This window comes from Porphyromonas levii, assembly GCF_018206105.1.
GTDB lineage: Bacteria > Bacteroidota > Bacteroidia > Bacteroidales > Porphyromonadaceae > Porphyromonas_A > Porphyromonas_A levii.
This window is the reverse complement of sequence record NZ_JADRGN010000005.1, coordinates 30,927-48,432: the sequence shown is the minus strand read 5'-3', so window position 1 is coordinate 48,432 and position 17,506 is coordinate 30,927. Positions and strand designations below refer to the sequence as shown.

Genomic DNA, 17,506 nt, shown 5'->3' with positions numbered 1-17,506 from the left:
ACCTTGCTCACTAAGTGGTTGACCTCTTCAAGGTGACACACTGCACAGAGGATATTCCGCTGAGTATTGCGGAATAATTGGGCACCCGCCCCTATAATTGGCTAATTATAGTTACATTTGCTACAAATAACCAATAATATAATTAATACAACAGTTTTATGACTACAGCAAATGGCGGGACCCTCCGCGACAAGCCGGCGGTAAGATGGACTGCACTACTATTGCTAGCACTAGCAATGTTTTGCTCCTACATCTTTATGGACATCCTCTCCCCGATTAAAGACCTACTCGAATCTACCCGTGGGTGGGACTCTGATGCTTTTGGTACTTATGCTGGAAGTGAGACCTTCCTCAATGTATTTATCTTCTTCCTCATCTTCGCTGGTATCATACTAGATAGGATGGGCGTTCGCTTCACAGCGATTCTATCTGGTGCAGTGATGATAATCGGTGCCACTATCAATTGGTACGCTGTCACCGAAGGCTTCTCAGGCTCTTCGCTTGAAAGATGGTTTACTGAGAACCTTAATTATATCCCAGTCTTTGACGAGCTTGGGGTTTCACCATTCAATAGCCACATGCCAGCCTCTGCCAAGCTCTCCTCTGTAGGCTTTATGATATTCGGTTGTGGTGTAGAGATGGCAGGTATTACCGTTTCTCGCGGTATCGTGAAGTGGTTCAAGGGCAAAGAGCTAGCACTCGCAATGGGCAGTGAGATGGCACTCGCTAGGCTTGGTGTAGCTACTGTGATGATCTTCTCTCCGCTATTTGCTCGCCTTGGTGGCACTATCGACGTCTCTAGGTCGGTAGCCTTTGGTGTTGTGCTCCTTATGGTAGCATTGATTATGTTTGTGGTCTACTTCTTTATGGATAGGAAGCTCGACCTTGAGACAGGCGAGGCAGAAGAGAAAGACGAGCCTTTCCGCATCAAAGACCTTGGCACCATCCTCTCCAGTGGTGTATTCTGGGTCGTTGCCCTACTTTGCGTGCTCTACTACTCAGCCATCTTCCCATTCCAGAAGTACGCTGTAAACATGCTCCAGAGCAATCTTTCCTTTAGCGTACTCCCCGAAGGCTCATTTTGGGCATCCAATTCGGTAGCTGTTATCCAGTATATCGTGATGATTGTTGTGGCAGCTACGGCATTTGTAAGCAACTTCTCTAAGGGCAAGACCAAGACTCTTCTCCTCATCATCTCCGTGATTACCCTTATTGCATACTGCTATATGGCGTACCGCAGAGAGTCAGCAGAGTCTATCTTCGCTGTATTCCCACTCCTTGCAGTAGGTATCACGCCTATCCTTGGTAATTATCTCGACAACCATGGCAAGGGAGCCTCTATGCTTATGCTGGGTGCTATCCTACTCATTGCATGCCACTTGACCTTTGCCTTTATCCTACCTCAATTCCAAGGCAATAAGATTGGCGGCGTCATCATAGCCTTTACCACCATCCTCGTATTGGGAGCTTCTTTCTCACTCGTTCCAGCTGCTCTCTGGCCAAGCGTGCCTAAGCTGGTGGATAGTAGGGTTATCGGTTCGGCTTATGCTCTTATATTCTGGATCCAGAATATTGGTCTATGGCTATTCCCACTCCTTATCGGTAAAGTGCTCAATGCTTCTAATACCGACATTACAGAAGCAGTTGCCAACGGCACCATGAGCCCAGAAGTAGCAGCTGTGTCTTACAACTACACCAATCCTCTGATTATGCTTGCAGGTCTTGGTGTACTTGCTTTCCTCATGGGCTTTATCCTCAAGAGGATCGACAAAAAGAAGGGCTACGGACTAGAGCTACCTAATATCAAGTAATACAAGACAGCATATACCAAAGATAAGTGGCTATGTAGGCATAACCTATGTAGCCACTTATCTTTGGTAATTAATAGAGTATACGGTGCCCCACACTCAGCACTATTTTGTATCTTTGCTGTGTATTGTACACACTATTAATTAAATATAGATGGAGACAAGGAGATACAAGATATTGGAGCGGGCTACAGGATGGCTCACCTTCCTCATTGCCACAGCAGTCTACCTGGTAACAATGGAGAAGAGTGCTAGTGTATGGGATTGCCCAGAGTTTATCACGACCTTTGCCAAGCTGGAGGTAGGTCACCCACCTGGAGCGCCTTTCTACATGCTGGCATATAATACGCTATCCAACCTATTCCCCTCGGGAGGCTCGTGGATAGCTATTGCTGCTAATGCCATCAGCGCAGTATTCAGTGGGCTGACCATTATGCTCCTTTTCCTCACTACAGCGCACCTCATCAGGCGCGCCGATTGGCTCAAGGGGAGCTGGGTCACTCCTACCTCCATTAGCAAGACCCAAGCCATCCTCTACCTAGGTGGTGGCATGGTAGCTGCGCTTCTCTACGCCTTTAGTGATACCTTCTGGTACAGCGCAGTAGAGGCAGAGGTCTACTCCATGAGTAGCTTCTTCACTGCACTGGTATTCTACCTTATGCTCAAGTGGGAAGAGAATGCCGATAGACCTACTTCCGATCGGTGGATTATCGTGATTGCTTACCTCATGGGACTAAGTGTGGGTGTGCACCTGCTCAACCTCCTTACCATCCCTGCCATGGCACTCATCTACTATTTCCGCAAGAGTGAACACCCTAATTGGAAAGGCGGTATCATAGCGGTACTCATCTCCTTCGTGATTATTGCGGCACTGATGTTTGGTATCATGCAGGGCGTGCCACAGGTGGCAGGTTACTTCGACCTCTTCTTTGTGAACACCCTAGGGATGAGCTTCAATAGCGGATTGGTATTCTATCTCCTTCTTATGATAGCGCTCTTGGGCTACACCTATTACCTCACACTGCGTCGTCCAGTACAGGATAAGAAGCTGCGTGGCGCATTCCTCGCTTCTATTATTCTCATCGGCATCCCCTTCATGGGAGATGGGTGGCTTATCCCGGTGCTTGTGATAGGAGGGTTGGCAACGTACCTCTTCAGGGCTAAGCAACTCCCCGTGCATATCATGAGCATTAGCACCATGAGCATGATGCTTTTCCTCTTTGGCATGAGCACCTATGGCGTTACCCTCATCCGCGCCAATAGCGATGTGCCGATGAATCAGAATAACCCTTCGGATGTATTTGCGCTTCGCTATTATCTCTCCAGAGAGCAATACGGCAATACCCCTCTGATATACGGGCAGACTTATGCGTCGCTCCCCGACTACGACAGCAATGGCAAGGCAAAGACGACCAAGACCACAACCTACCGCCGTGAAGGGAATAAGTATGTTGCTAGCGAGAGTGAGGAGATCGTGTACCGCAGCGATATGAAGACCTTCTTCCCCCGCATGTATAGCAATATGTTGCCCCACTACAAGCAGGGCTACGAGCTATGGGGTAATGTGGAAGGCAAGACCATCACTATCAACGAGCGTGGGCAGACACGTACGGTAGTCATCCCTACCTTCATGGAGAACCTCCGCTACTTCTTTAGCTACCAAGTCAATTATATGTACTGGCGCTACTTCCTATGGAACTTCAGTGGACGCCAGAATGACCTCTTAGGACAAGGAGAGATACACAAGGGCAATTGGATTACCGGCATTCCTTTTGTGGATGCTATCTTCCTCGGCCCTCAGGATAATATGCCCGACTTTGTGACCAACAATAAGGGGCACAATCGCTACTTTATGCTCCCTCTCATTCTAGGACTCTTCGGACTTGTTGCCCAACTACTTGGTGGCAGACGTGAGCGAGAGAACTTCTGGATTATCCTCGGGCTATTCTTCATGACGGGTCTTGCCATTGTGCTCTATGTGAACCAACCGCCTTACCAAGTACGAGAGCGCGACTACTCCTATGCTGGGTCGTTCTACGCCTTTGCTATATGGATTGGTATGGCTGTACCTGCCCTCTATGCGATGGTCGTTAAGGGCAAGAAAGAACAACCAGCTATTGCTGGTGCCTTCACCCTCGTGGGGCTTGCGGTAGTCGGTCTCGTGCTTCAGCAAAACTACGATGACCATGACCGCCATGGTCGTAGTCTCGCCTCCGACTTCGGTAATAACTACCTCGAGAGCTGCGAAAAGGATGCCATTATCTTCTGCAACGGAGATAATGATACCTTCCCGCTCTGGTACGCTCAGGAAGTAGAGGGGGTACGCACCGATATCAAGGTAACCAATACTAGCTACCTACAGGCAGACTGGTATATTGACCAGATGAAGCGCCAGCAGTACGATTCTGCACCGCTCCCTATCTCATGGACACCCGAGCAGTATGGTGGCGAGAAACGACTTGTGGCGTATGTTATCCCCAATACCACCGACACTATCCCTATGCGCACGGGGCTCGACTTCATAGCCTCGGACGACCCTAGGTTCAAGACAGTACCACGTATTGCGCAGCCTATCGACTACCTCCCAGCAGAGTATCTATCTATCCCTTATGATGTGGATAAGCTGGTGCAAAATGGCACGCTACAGCAAGGCGACACCACCTTTATCCACAAACCGGAGATGATCTTCGACTTCAGCAAGAAGCAGTACCTCGGTCGCCATGAACTTATCATACTAGATATGATGGAGACGAACCGATTTGAGCGCCCTATGTACTACGCTATCACGGTGGGTGAAGACCAAAGGATTGGGATGAGCAAGAACTTCCGCCAGACCGGTATGGCGTACCAAATCCTACCTATTGAGGTGCGCGGTACAGGCACAGAGGTAGATCTCGAGCGGATGTACCGCAATGTAACCGAGAAGTATCGCTGGGGTGGTGCGGATAAACCTGGCACTTACTTCGATGAAAATAGTCGTAAGCAGGTGGAGACCTACCGCAGTATGATATTTGCTCCGCTCGCTAGGGGGCTTGCGCTAAAGGGCGATCTCGAAAGGGCAAAACAGGTACTCCGACTTTCGGAGCAAGCGATACTGGAGGAGAATATGCCACACTCTGTCACCTCTCTCCCTCTAGTAGAGGCCTATTACCTCACGGGTCTGAAAGAGGAGGCCGATAGGATAGCGAGCATGGTGATTGAGAGCAAACTGAAAGAACTAGACTGGTTCCTCCGCCTCAAGCCAGAGCTACTTATCAATAGCCTCCCAGCTATCCAAGATGGGGTACTGGTGCTCACCGAGACCATGAGACTATGCGAGAGCCAGGATAGTAAGCTCAAAGAGCAGTATGGCGAGAGGATAGCGCAGTACCAGCAGGCGTTTCTCCAGATCTATAAGACCATCCAAGGATAATGATCATAGAGCAGCCCCCTAGGCTATACCGCAGACTCTTCCCTGGCACTGTATGGCGCATCCCTAGTCTCCCTGGGGAGGCGCAACCCTCGGTGTACCTCACATTTGACGATGGTCCTATCCCCGAGGTTACCCCTTGGGTGCTAGACCTCCTCGCCAGCAAAGGAGTACAGGCTACTTTCTTTTGTGTGGGCGAAAATGTATGGCGGTTTAGACCTATTTTCGAGCGCATCCTAGAGGAAGGGCACACCGTAGGCAATCATACCTACCACCACCTTCAAGGTATGCCCAGTAGCACGCATACCTACCTGCGTGATACGCTCCAGGCAGATGCCCTTATCCTATCGCCACTCTTCCGACCGCCACATGGGCACCTCGGGTGGCGACAGCTCTCAGCCCTGCGCGACCACTTCCAAGTAGTGATGTGGGATGTTGTGACTCGGGATTACTCCAAGTGGATGTCTCCGCAAGATGTACTGGGTACCGTAAAGCGCTACACCCGAGACGGCTCTATCGTCGTTTTTCATGACTCACTCAAGAGCGAGCGCAATCTACGCTACGCACTACCGAGAGCCATTGATTATCTGAAGGAGGAGGGCTATCAGTTCAAGACCCTCTCGGGGCGTAGCGAAACGCTCTCAGACCATTCTATCAACGAAGTTATATGAACGCACCTAAGAATAATATCCAAGGGAAAGTGAACCTAGCGGGACGATTGCTCCAGTGGCTAGGTTGGAGGCCTATCACGACTACACACTTTGAACCCCGAAGTGTGGTATGTGTAGCCCCCCACACCTCCAACCTCGACTTCCTCATCGGCTACCTCTACTATAAGTCGCTCGGCACAGGGATTACGCCTCGCTTTCTGATTAAGAAAGAGTGGTTTTTCTTCCCCTTCAATCTAATATTCAAGGCTCTCGGAGGGCTACCTGTAGATAGAAAGTCTGGAGCATCTTCGGTAGAGCAAGCCATAGAGATGCTTCGCAAAGCCGATCAATTGCATATTGCCATCACCCCCGAAGGCACACGCAAAGCACGGGAGCGATGGAAGACAGGCTTCTACCGTATTGCTATGGAAGCAGGGGTACCCGTACAGCTTGCCAAGATTGATTACTCCAAGAAGGAGGTCGGAATCTTCCTAACCCTCCCAGCTGATAACCCCAATGTAGATGCCGCAGTACTGGATATCCGGAAGCACTACCATAGTTCGATGGCTAAATTCCCCAAAAACTTCGTAGACCTATGACTAGTCCATCCCTCAGAGTAGCTGCCCTACAGATGGAGCAGCAACACATGGATATAGAAGCGAATGTGGCACATCTATGGGAGCTTATAGAAGGTGCTACCTTCGACCTCCTTGTACTGCCCGAGATGTGGACGACAGGTTTTGTGACCAAGGTAGAGGAGCTTACCGAAGCGTATTTCTGCAAAGCGTACGAAGCAGGGCGAACCGCTATGCACCAAGTGGCGAAGCAGTACAATGCCGCTATCTATGGCTCCCTTATTGAACTACAACCGAGTGGCAAACCCGCCAATACAGGTCTCTTCATCACGCCCGATGGCACAGAGACCCGGTACCTGAAGCGACACCTCTTTGGCTACGGAGGAGAGTCCAAGCTATTTGAGGCAGGCGAGGAGCGGGTGCAAGTCACCTATCGTGGGTGGAATATCCGCTTATCCACTTGCTACGACCTTCGGTTTCCTGTATGGCTCCGCCAAGACCCCTCCCTCGGGGACTACGACCTTTTGCTGCTCTCCGCCAATTGGCCTCGCCCAAGGCACATCGCTTGGGAACGTCTTCTCCGTGCTAGAGCCATAGAGAATCAGTGCTACCTCGTAGCCACAAATAGAGTGGGCACACCGCACCCCAAGCTTCAATACCCAGGCTACTCCTTTATCCTCGACGACCTAGGCGACAGTCTTGCAGAGAGCAAAGAAGCAGTAGAGACCCTCCTCTCCTACAACCTATCCCTAGAAGAGCTTACCAAGAGTCGCTCCCGCTTCCCGCTCCTCCCCGATGCCGATTCTTTCAGTCTATAATAGAAATCTCGTATACTAAAACGATTGATCTCCTCTACTGAAACCATTTGCTGTTTCAGTAGAAGAGACAAATCCTTTCAGTAGACGAGATTTGCGTATAGGTCGCATTTATTCTTAACGAAAATGATATTACAAAAGGAAAAGGGGCAACAAATAGCCAGCAAATAGCACAGCACAAGAATATAAACAGCACTCCCCCTTACCCCTTTACGGGGAAAGACCTCCCCATCTTTGTATCTTTTCTCGGAACCGATAATAATGTTGTATATTTACATTTGCTAAATAGACACCTACACCTAATTACTGCGTAAGAAATGGCACATAAGATGAAGAAATTGATCGTGTACTTAAGCATGTTTCTACTTTTGGGAGCATGCTCAAAAAGAAACGATGAAAACAATGAGGCAGATGAGCTTGATGGCAAGATAGTTGTAATACTAGACTCCATTCCAGATACAAAGCGTAAAGAGCTTTTGAATGGTGGGGCTTCGACATATCCTTTTGTCTGTTCGTACATTAATGACGAGTACGAAAAGATCACCTTTCTCTATCCTACTGAGCCCAATCTATGTGACACTATCGTCATCGAAACCAAAAGGAATGCCATCATTTTTAGCAACCACTTCCAAGGTAGCCTATCTACTATTCACTTCCGTCTCAATAAGAATCAAGTATATCATATTGGTTATAGAGATTCCATTCCCTATCTAAAAGACAATGAGGATTATGTCCTCATCAATAGTTATTATGATAGTCTATACCACAATATCTTTATTGATAAAGTAAGTGCTGAACGCAAGGTGGAGAGTATTGGACCACTACTATTTATTGAGTTTGAGTCTTTTCCACCTTCTAAAGATATGATCAAGAATGGGCTCTCAAAACTAATTGACCAAATAGAGAAGGAAGTTGCTTGGCAAGAAAAGTGCATTGATTCACTTTACAATACCAGCCGAATAATAGAGGATGATTATCTTTTACTAAAGAGCGAATTAGACCTGAAAAAACTAATTTTCAATCAAAGTATTAAGGCTAATGGTAGCCATTTCTTTGACGATTTTCAAGACAGATACAGAACGGATTGGGTCTTCGATTATTCTCGAATAGAACAAGACTCCAGTACCTTCTACAATCCTAACTACTGTGAGCTTCTTTCTAATCACTACAATATCGGTCGTCACTTAGGCAATATGGAGGTTTATTCCATAGCCATTATGGATTCTATATTGGTGAATGAAACAATCCCGCCGATGCTTGTGAAATACACTCTCTCCCAGTGCTTAGATCAGATTTACTCAGAGGCACCTTGGGATATCATCCAGAAGAATAGCCAAGAGTATCTTCACCTCTTTCCTTCCTCTGAATTGCCAAGTCATTTGATGCAAAAATACAGTATTGACCCTAGTGCCATTAATGATGTACTTTTGGTCAATCCTCAAGGTCAATCTACAACTCTTCAAGATGTACTTGGTCGATTATATGGGAAAGAGGTAGTATTGGATGTTTGGGCATCATGGTGTTCACCCTGTATGGAAAAAATCAAGGCTGAGAAAGAGAAGCGAGAGCGACAGAAAAGAAAGGGTGTAGAGTATGTCTTTATTACCTTTATGGATAATGAGGCGGATTGGAAGAAAAGAATTGTGGAACTGGGGTTAGAGCAAGAGGAGCATTGCTACTTTACAACCAATAGCCAAACTTCACAGTGGTTTACCGATATGAAGATTTCCTCAATCCCACGTGTGATTAGATACAATAAAGCTGGAGTCATCATTGGCCAAGAGATGTAATAGATTTAGAAAACCAACCAAGAAATGACCCATTTGGGATAGTGAGGACATAATCCGATAGGCTATTGTGATGGGGAGTGAACATACCCCTCTTTTCACTCACGCAAAAATGGTATCTTTGCTCACTTATGAGATTTGAGATAGAACATAGCGACGCACGGTCGTCGGCAAGAGCTGGAGTATTGCACACGCCACATGGTGAGGTGCATACGCCAATATTTATGCCTGTAGGCACGGTAGGCACGGTTAAGGCGGTACACGCCCACGAGCTGAGGGAAGACATCAAGGCGGAGATTATTCTTGGCAATACGTACCACCTCTACCTTCGCCCGGGCACAGAGATTATCAAGGGGGCTGGTGGGATACAGAAGTTCAATAGCTGGAATGGGCCTATGCTCACCGATAGTGGAGGCTTTCAGGTCTTCTCCCTTGCACATCGCCGCAAGATTACTGAGGAGGGAGCGGAGTTTCAGAGCCATATTGATGGTTCTAGACACCTCTTCACCCCTGAGCGTGTCATGGATATCCAGAGAGAGATAGGGGCGGATATTATCATGGCGTTTGACGAATGCCCTCCAGGAGACTGCAACAGACAGTATGCGAGGACGTCGCTCGACCTCACGATGCGTTGGCTCAAGCGGTGCCAGAACCGCCTTGCAGAGACCGAGCCACTCTATGGCTATCCACAGAGCCTATTCCCTATCGTGCAAGGCGCAGGCTTTGCAGACCTCAGGCGAGAGGCAGCAGAGAGGGTAGCCGAACTAGGGGCGGACGGCAATGCCATCGGCGGACTCAGTGTTGGCGAACCTACCGAAGTCATGTATGAGATGATAGAGGTGGTCAATGAGGTACTACCCAAAGACAAGCCTAGGTACCTAATGGGCGTGGGCACTCCTGCCAATATCCTTGAGGGGATAGAGAGAGGGGTAGACATGTTCGACTGCATCATGCCCACCCGCAACGGTCGTAATGGTCAGCTCTTTACTTGGCAGGGCACAATGAATATGCGCAACGAGAAGTGGAAAGACGATCATACACCACTTGACCCCGAGGGCACAAGTTTTGTAGATCATGCCTATACCAAGGCGTATCTCCGGCACCTCATCCGCTCGGAAGAGATTCTGGGACTACAGATAGCGAGTATCCACAACCTCGCCTTTTACCTTGAGCTCGTTCGCCAAGCTAGGCAACACGTCATTGCTGGCGACTATACCGAGTGGAAGGCGGGCGTACTACCACAGCTACAGCAGAGACGATAAGAGGCTATGAGGCTCAGGGAAAAGATTTACAATAAGCTAGGCATTACGAGGATAGACAAGTACATCATCAAGCGCTTCCTCAGCACGTTTGTATTCTCCTTATTGCTTATTCTCCTGATTATCGTAGTCATTGATATCCAGGAGAAGATGGAGGAGTTTATGAATCCAGCTCTCCCCCTCAGCCGTATCCTCGAGTACTATGTGGCTCTAGTCCCTTACTTTGCCAACCTCCTAGCACCGCTCTTTATCTTCATTGCTGTGGTCTTCTTCACGAGTAAGCTAGCAGCACGCTCCGAGATTATTGCCATGCAAGCAGCGGGGATGAGCTTCAAACGCATCCTACGCCCCTATATGATTTCGGCAGCTATCATTGCCGTTATTGCCTTTGTATTCAGCGGATGGATTATCCCTAGGCTTAACGTGACGAGGATTAGCTTCACCAATACCTACGTACAGAATCAAAAGGTAGAGGTCGACGAGAACATACAAGCTGCCGTAGCTCCTGGCGAGATTGTCTACTTTAGTACTTTCGACTCCAGAGAGAATATGGGGTACAACTTCTCGCTACAGAAGTTTGTGGATAATACGCTCGTGAGCCAACTCACTGCGCCACGCATCAGTTACGATAGTCTGCACCACTGGACAGTCTATGACTATCAGATTCGCACCTTTGAGGGACTCAAAGAGCACAACGAATACGGTGCACAGCTCGATACGCTCCTTATCCTCACCCCTGCCGATCTCCTTATCTCAAGAGAAGATGGCGAACAGCTAACCAATACAGAACTCTCCACCTACATAGCACAGCAAAAGAATCGTGGCGTGGGCAATATACAGGCGTTTCAGGTAGAGTATTATAGACGATATGCCTCCATAATGGCAGCATTCATTCTCACCATCATTGGCGTCTCACTCTCAGCACGAAAGGTCAAAGGTGGACTAGGCTTCAATATGGCGATAGGTCTATTTCTCGCCTTTGCCTATATCCTACTCTTTACCATCTCGAGTGCTTATGCCATTAGTGGCGCCCTCACACCACTGGTAGCGGCTTGGCTCCCCAACCTCATCTACACCCCTATCGCCTTTGCCCTTTACCTCAAGGCTCCGAGATAAAGATGGACTACTATCTCTATCTCAATGTGCTGATGCCTCTACCTCTGTCGCAGCCAGTATATACCTACCGGCTCGAGGTAGAAGATCTGGGGGTACCTCAGCTCGTAGGCAAGCTCGTGACCGTGCCTTTTGGTCCGAAGAAGAGCTACACCGGCGTAGTATTAGGACAAAGTAGAGAAGCCCCAGAGCCTGGGCGGCGCCTAAAAGAGGTTATCAAGGTACTCCCTTATCCCCCTATCCCCTCAGCCATTCTCGAGCTTTGGCAATGGGCTGCACAGTACTACATGTGTAGCCTAGGGGATATTTTGGTGGCAGCTGTACAGATAGGCTTTCGCCCCGATGGCACCCAAGAGGAGCGCACCACTAAGGCAGCATTAACCCTAAAAGGTTGGCTCCCCTCCAAGAAGTTCATTAGCGAAGAGCGCTTCCAAGCACATCTCCTCAGTAGCCAAAGAGGGAGCTCGGCAGTGACTAGAGCACTCCACTTCATACTCACCCACTACAAGGAGGGAGACAGGGCACCGATGAGCATCAAGGAAATCGGTGAGTGGCTAGAGGTCTCAGCCTCTGTCGTAGGCAAGCTCCGCAAGATAGGAGCACTTGAGGAGCGTGAACTCCTTGCCACCGAGGTGCGAGAGGATGCTCTACTCCCCACCAAAAGAGCTGGCGACACGCTATCGCCTCTAGTACGGGTGGGCGGGAATAATATTTTACTTCTACACGCCCCTGGAAGCCATACAGAGGCACGCATCCCTATCGATTACCTACAGAGGGTGCTGACAAAGGGCGGACAAGCACTCCTACTCCTCCCAGATATTGTTGCGCTTAAAGCGGTATTACCTAAGTTGAAACTCTACTTCGGTGATAGACTATTTGCCTACTCCTCTTCCTCCAGCGAGAAGGAGCGTCGCTCCTCTTGGCTCTCGGCTCTACAGGGAGAGAGCGGACTATACATAGGGCTAAGAGCCGCAGTATGGTTGCCTTTGGCACAGCTGAAAACCCTTGTAGTGGTAGATGAGGAAGACATTGGCTACCGACAGTTTGAGCCTGCACCCCGCTTTACCGCTACCCATGTGGCACTGATGCTGGCGCACTTCACACATACCCAGACCTTGCTCATCTCCTCCACCCCCTCGGTAGAGAGCTATACCCAAGCATTACAGAAGCGCTATAGCTTTGTGGAAGCGCCAAATAGCTCTAGGGAGATACGGTTACAGACAGTGTGGATGTCTAAAGCATTTGAGGAGAATAGGGTTCAGGCACGAATGCTCTCTTTCGAACTGATGGGTGCCATCCGCGAGGCCATAGAGGAGCAAGGATTAGCACTCCTCCTCTATCAGCGCAAAGGCTTTGCCCGTAGGGCTACTTGCCCCAAGTGCGAAGCAGTCCCAAAGTGCCCCCAATGCCATACCACGCTAAGGTATATGGAGCAATCCAAGATGCTGGTGTGTGGGGTCTGCGGTCACTACCGACCTCTGCCTACCCACTGTCCTGAGTGCGGTGCGAGTGGGATGCAGCTCGAGGGCACTGGTATCGAACGCCTAAGGAGAGCGATGGAGGAGCTCTACCCAGGCATAGTGATAAAGCTTGAGGAGGAGATAGATAGACGGTCTTGCCTTCCACAGATAGTCCTATCCTCTAGGTTCGAGCCGCCACTAGCTCTCCTACAGGAGGCAACTACAGTGGGAATTGTACAGCTCGATCTCCTAGGCACGCTCCCCGACTACAGAGCCAATGAGCATACCTATCGCTTCCTCACCAAGTGTCGCGACGAAGCCCTCAAGCTCCAACGTATGGTCATTCAGCACTTCGCCGAAGAGCCCAATGCACTCACCGCCTTTGTGCGTGGCAATTACCAAGAAATGCTCGACCACGAACTTGAGGAGCGACACCTGGTGCAGTTCCCTCCCTTCTCGCGCCACATCGATGTCTATTTCGAGAGCGCTGCACAAGCCGAAGCCTTCGCCCTCGCAGGGAGAGCCATAGAGCTACTTCGGCAGGTATTACCTCAGGCAACCATCTTTGGTCCTGCCCCTATGCCTTTGCACAAAAAGCAAACCTCTGTAGGCTATAAGGTAACACTCTTTGTCCCGCTCACACTCTCCTCCTCGAGCGTGCGCCAACTCCTGCACGCTACACTCGACCCTCTACTGGCAGAGTATAGAGGGCCTAAGATGTATATGTATTACGATGTAGATCCATTATAACACAAGATAGATGAAGAAGACTAAAATACTATTCGTTTGCCTAGGCAATATTTGCCGAAGCCCCTCTGCCGAAGGCATAGCGCTCCATATCATCAAGGAGCGGGGCTGGGAAGACTACTTTGAGATAGACTCCGCCGGTCTCCACAGCATGCATGCTGGAGAACTGCCCGACCCTCGCACGCGGAGGGCAGCACAAGAGCGAGGTTACGATCTCACTAGCCGTAGCCGTGAGATAGAGACAGAAGACTTCTATACTTTTGACCTTATCGTGGCCATGGACGATGCCAATGCTACCGAACTCTACCACCGTGCACCAGGATTGGAGGAGAGCCGCAAGATAGTGAAGATGCGTGAGTATTTCCCTGAGGGTGAGATGCTCGACTATGTCCCCGATCCCTACTATGGCGGAGCTAGAGGGTTTGAGCTGGTGCTCGACCTACTCGAAGCATCGGTAGAAAATCTACTACGCCAACAGCTACAAAAGTGAACCACTTTATCCTTTTGGCTGTTTAATAGATAGACGATATATTTATTAACGACAAAAGAAACAGACATTATGGCTAAAGTAACATTGGGTGGCAACCCGATTAATACAATGGGCGAGCTACCAAAGGTAGGTAGCGAGGCACCAGACTTCAAGATTGTACTCGGAGACCTTTCAGAGAAGAAGCTCTCAGACTTCCGTGGTCAGCGCGTAGTCCTCAACATCTTCCCTAGCATCGATACAGGGGTATGCGCTCAGAGTGTACGCACATTCAATAAGCGTGCATCAGAGGCTGAGAATACCGTAGTGCTAGGTATTTCTAAGGATCTTCCTTTCGCACTCTCTCGCTTCTGCGGTGCTGAGGGTATCGATAAGGTCGTAACCGCTTCTCTCTTCCGCTGCGAGAAGTTCGGAGAGAACTACGGTGTAGAGATGATTGATGGACCGCTAGCTGGTCTGCAGGCTCGCTCTATCGTAGTAGTAGACGAGGCTGGCAAGGTCATCTATACCCAGCTCGTACCTGAGATCGGAGAAGAGCCAAATTACGATGCAGCACTAGACGCACTCAAGTAATTGAGACAAACGAATAACCCCCTCTGTACACTGGCACAGCCAGAGCGGAGGGGGTTATTTTTTATCTATAAGCGGCTATTATGGTCGCTCTTTGGCACAAAGCCCCTCCCATTATATCTTTTTTGGTAACTTTGTGGCACAACCATGAAATAATAGTAATACACACACATACTTACATCACTCAAATTATGCAACTACTTGAGAAGATCGTAGCTAGCGCCAAGGCCAATCAGCGCCGTATCGTGCTACCCGAAGGACTAGAGGAGCGTACACTCCGTGCCGCCGACCGCCTCATCGGCGAGGGTGTAGCAGAGATTATCCTAATTGGCAACCCCGAAGAGATAAAGGCTAAGGCTGCCGAGCTAGGACTCATCCACATCGCCAAGGGCGCTACCCTATTGTGCCCTAAGAGCAACCCTAAGAAAGCTGAGTATGCCAACATCCTCTTTGAGCTACGCAAAGCCAAGGGAATGACAATGGAAGAGGCTACTAAGCTAGCTGAGGATCCACTATACCTCGCAAGCCTTATGATGAAGGCAGGTGATGCAGATGGTGAGGTAGCTGGTGCACTCAATACTACTGGCAACGTACTCCGCCCTGCACTGCAGATCATCAAGACTGCGCCAGGTATCAAGGTCGTAAGCGGTGCATTTATCCTCATCACTAAGGCACACCAGTACGGACAGGATGGTATCATCGTGTGCGGTGACTGCGCTGTAATGCCAAGCCCAACAGCTGAGGAGCTAGCACAGATTGCGGTCTCTTCTGCAGGTACAGCTAAGGTACTCGCTGGTATAGAGAACCCTAAGGTAGCTATGCTCAGCTTCAGCACCAAGGGCAGTGCTAAGCACGAAAACGTAGACAAGGTAGTGGAGGCAACCAAGATAGCACAAGGCATGGCACCCGAGCTAGACCTCGATGGCGAACTACAGCTCGATGCTGCACTAGACCCTAAGACTGGCGCTTCAAAGGCTCCAGATAGCAAGGTAGCCGGTGCCGCTAATGTACTTATCTTCCCAGACCTACAGGCAGGCAACATTGGCTACAAAATGGTACAGCGCCTAGGTGGTGCCGAGGCAATTGGCCCTATCCTACAGGGTATCGCTATGCCAGTCAATGACCTGAGCCGTGGTTGCTCTGTAGAGGATATCTACTACATGGTTGCCATCACCAGCAATCAGGCTACTGCAGCCCTCAATAAGTAATACCGATTAATCAATACTATACAACGTTATTTATATGAAGATTTTGGTTCTCAACTGCGGTAGCTCGTCCGTAAAGTACAAGCTCTACGACATGAGCAACGAGTCAGAGATCACCAGTGGTGGTGTAGAGAAAGTAGGACTACCCGACTCTTTCCTGAAGTTTAAGAAGTCGGACGGTGAGAAAGTGACTATAGAGCACAATATGCCTACCCAGAAGGAGGCAGTTCAGCTCATCCTCGATACATTGGTCAACCCAGAGTATGGTTTCATCAAGAGCTACGACGAGATTGGCGCTGTAGGTCACCGTATGGTGCATGGCGGCGAGAAGTTTAGCCAGAGCGTGGTTATCACCGATGAAGTACTCAAGGCTGTAGAAGACCTTATCGTGCTAGCACCCCTCCACAACCCTGCAAATATCAAGGGTGTAGAGGCTACCACGAAGCTCCTTCCAAATGCTAAGCAAGTAGCCGTATTCGATACCGCATTCCACCAGACTATGGAGCCATACGCATACATGTATGCATTGCCCTACCGTATGTATCGCGACCTCAAGGTACGCCGCTATGGTTTCCACGGTACTAGCCACCGCTACGTAAGCAAGCGTGCTTGCGAAATCCTTGGGCTAGACTACAATACGGCCAAGCTCATCACATGCCATATCGGTAACGGTGGTTCTATCGCAGCTATCAAGGGCGGGAAGGTCATCGATACCTCTATGGGTCTGACCCCTACCGAAGGTCTTATGATGGGTACCCGCAGTGGAGACGTAGACCCAGGTGCTCTCGTATTCATTATGGAGCAAGAGGGCCTCGACGTGAAGGGGCTTAGCAAGCTCGTGAATAAGGAGTCTGGTGTAGCTGGTTTCTCAGAGATTTCTAGCGATATGCGTGACCTAGAGAATGCCATCGCTGAGGGCAATGAGCGCGCTAAGCTTACCCTCCACATGTATGAGTATCGTATCAAAAAGTACGTAGGTGCTTACCTCGCAGCCCTCAATGGCGCTGATGCGATCATCTTCACAGGAGGTGTGGGTGAGAATCAAGCATCTACCCGCGAGTTTGTCTGCACCGACATGGAGTACGCAGGCATCGAAATCGATAAGGAGCTCAACAACTCTGTAAGGGGTAAGGAAGTCGTCCTCTCTACCGATAAGAGCAAGGTAAAGGTGATGATCGTACCTACCGACGAAGAGCTGCTCATCGCTCGCGATACCCTTTCTCTCGTACAGTAAATTGAGAGAGCGGAGGGGGGAAAAGTCCAAGTTAGGACGCTACTCGCCCTTCACTCAAATAGGCAACTGCCAATAAATCAATAGCCACGACCCCACTAGTAGGGTCGTGGCTATTGATTTATTGGACAACCACCTATACCTCAGTTTTACAGCATCATGCATCATTGACAAATGCACTCAGGCGAGCACCCATCGCGACTCAGGCGAGCACCGAAATTTATTCCTAGAGATAAATAAATTTATCTGTACAAATAAATAAATTTATTCCTAGGAATAAATTTCACTGATATAGGGTATCGGGGGATGGCATGAGCGATGACTAAACAGGGCGGGGAGTACTATACTTTTATAACTAGCCATCACCATTTCGCACTTATAGAGCTATAG

General features: G+C 49.3%; 13 protein-coding genes. All 13 read left to right on the top strand.

What is annotated here, in order from left to right:
- Nucleotides 1–158: 158 nt before the first annotated feature.
- The 13 genes from IX315_RS02040 (at nt 159) to IX315_RS01980 (ending at nt 17,119) form a co-directional block, all read left to right on the top strand.
- Nucleotides 159–1,811 carry an MFS transporter gene (locus IX315_RS02040; protein ID WP_134849027.1) on the top strand — a complete coding sequence of 551 codons (1,653 nt, stop codon included), beginning with the start codon at nt 159–161 and terminating at the stop codon, nt 1,809–1,811.
- A gap of 151 nt (nt 1,812–1,962) precedes the next feature.
- Nucleotides 1,963–5,220, top strand: a complete 3,258-nt coding sequence (locus tag IX315_RS02035; protein ID WP_211637343.1) for a protein O-mannosyl-transferase family — start codon at nt 1,963–1,965, stop codon at nt 5,218–5,220.
- Entirely contained in the window at nt 5,220–5,888 is a 669-nt protein-coding gene (locus tag IX315_RS02030) for a polysaccharide deacetylase family protein (protein ID WP_211638621.1), read from the top strand. Before IX315_RS02035 ends, IX315_RS02030 begins: the two co-directional genes overlap by 1 nt.
- Complete coding sequence (locus IX315_RS02025; protein WP_211637341.1) at nt 5,885–6,466, top strand: 1-acyl-sn-glycerol-3-phosphate acyltransferase; 582 nt, start codon at nt 5,885–5,887, stop codon at nt 6,464–6,466. The genes IX315_RS02030 and IX315_RS02025 overlap by 4 nt, the downstream gene beginning before the upstream one ends.
- Complete coding sequence (locus tag IX315_RS02020) at nt 6,463–7,260, top strand: nitrilase-related carbon-nitrogen hydrolase (protein ID WP_211837122.1); 798 nt, start codon at nt 6,463–6,465, stop codon at nt 7,258–7,260. The genes IX315_RS02025 and IX315_RS02020 overlap by 4 nt, the downstream gene beginning before the upstream one ends.
- Before the next feature lie 326 nt (nt 7,261–7,586).
- Entirely contained in the window at nt 7,587–9,047 is a 1,461-nt protein-coding gene (locus IX315_RS02015; protein ID WP_211639588.1) for a TlpA family protein disulfide reductase, read from the top strand.
- A 128-nt stretch (nt 9,048–9,175) separates the two neighbouring features.
- Entirely contained in the window at nt 9,176–10,306 is a 1,131-nt protein-coding gene (gene tgt / locus IX315_RS02010) for a tRNA guanosine(34) transglycosylase Tgt (RefSeq protein ID WP_211837121.1), read from the top strand.
- 6 nt (nt 10,307–10,312) lie between these two features.
- Nucleotides 10,313–11,419 carry an LptF/LptG family permease gene (locus IX315_RS02005; RefSeq protein ID WP_211642465.1) on the top strand — a complete coding sequence of 369 codons (1,107 nt, stop codon included), beginning with the start codon at nt 10,313–10,315 and terminating at the stop codon, nt 11,417–11,419.
- A 2-nt stretch (nt 11,420–11,421) separates the two neighbouring features.
- A complete protein-coding gene (locus IX315_RS02000; RefSeq protein ID WP_211837120.1) occupies nt 11,422–13,626 on the top strand; it encodes a primosomal protein N' family DNA-binding protein in 2,205 nt (734 codons plus the stop codon).
- A 10-nt stretch (nt 13,627–13,636) separates the two neighbouring features.
- Nucleotides 13,637–14,113 carry a low molecular weight protein-tyrosine-phosphatase gene (locus tag IX315_RS01995; RefSeq protein WP_018357978.1) on the top strand — a complete coding sequence of 159 codons (477 nt, stop codon included), beginning with the start codon at nt 13,637–13,639 and terminating at the stop codon, nt 14,111–14,113.
- 69 nt (nt 14,114–14,182) lie between these two features.
- Nucleotides 14,183–14,683, top strand: coding sequence for a thiol peroxidase (gene tpx / locus IX315_RS01990; protein WP_211642469.1), 501 nt, complete (start codon nt 14,183–14,185; stop codon nt 14,681–14,683).
- A 188-nt stretch (nt 14,684–14,871) separates the two neighbouring features.
- Nucleotides 14,872–15,888, top strand: coding sequence for a phosphate acetyltransferase (gene pta / locus IX315_RS01985; protein WP_211639589.1), 1,017 nt, complete (start codon nt 14,872–14,874; stop codon nt 15,886–15,888).
- A 34-nt stretch (nt 15,889–15,922) separates the two neighbouring features.
- Nucleotides 15,923–17,119, top strand: coding sequence for an acetate kinase (locus IX315_RS01980; RefSeq protein ID WP_018357981.1), 1,197 nt, complete (start codon nt 15,923–15,925; stop codon nt 17,117–17,119).
- Nucleotides 17,120–17,506 lie beyond the last annotated feature (387 nt).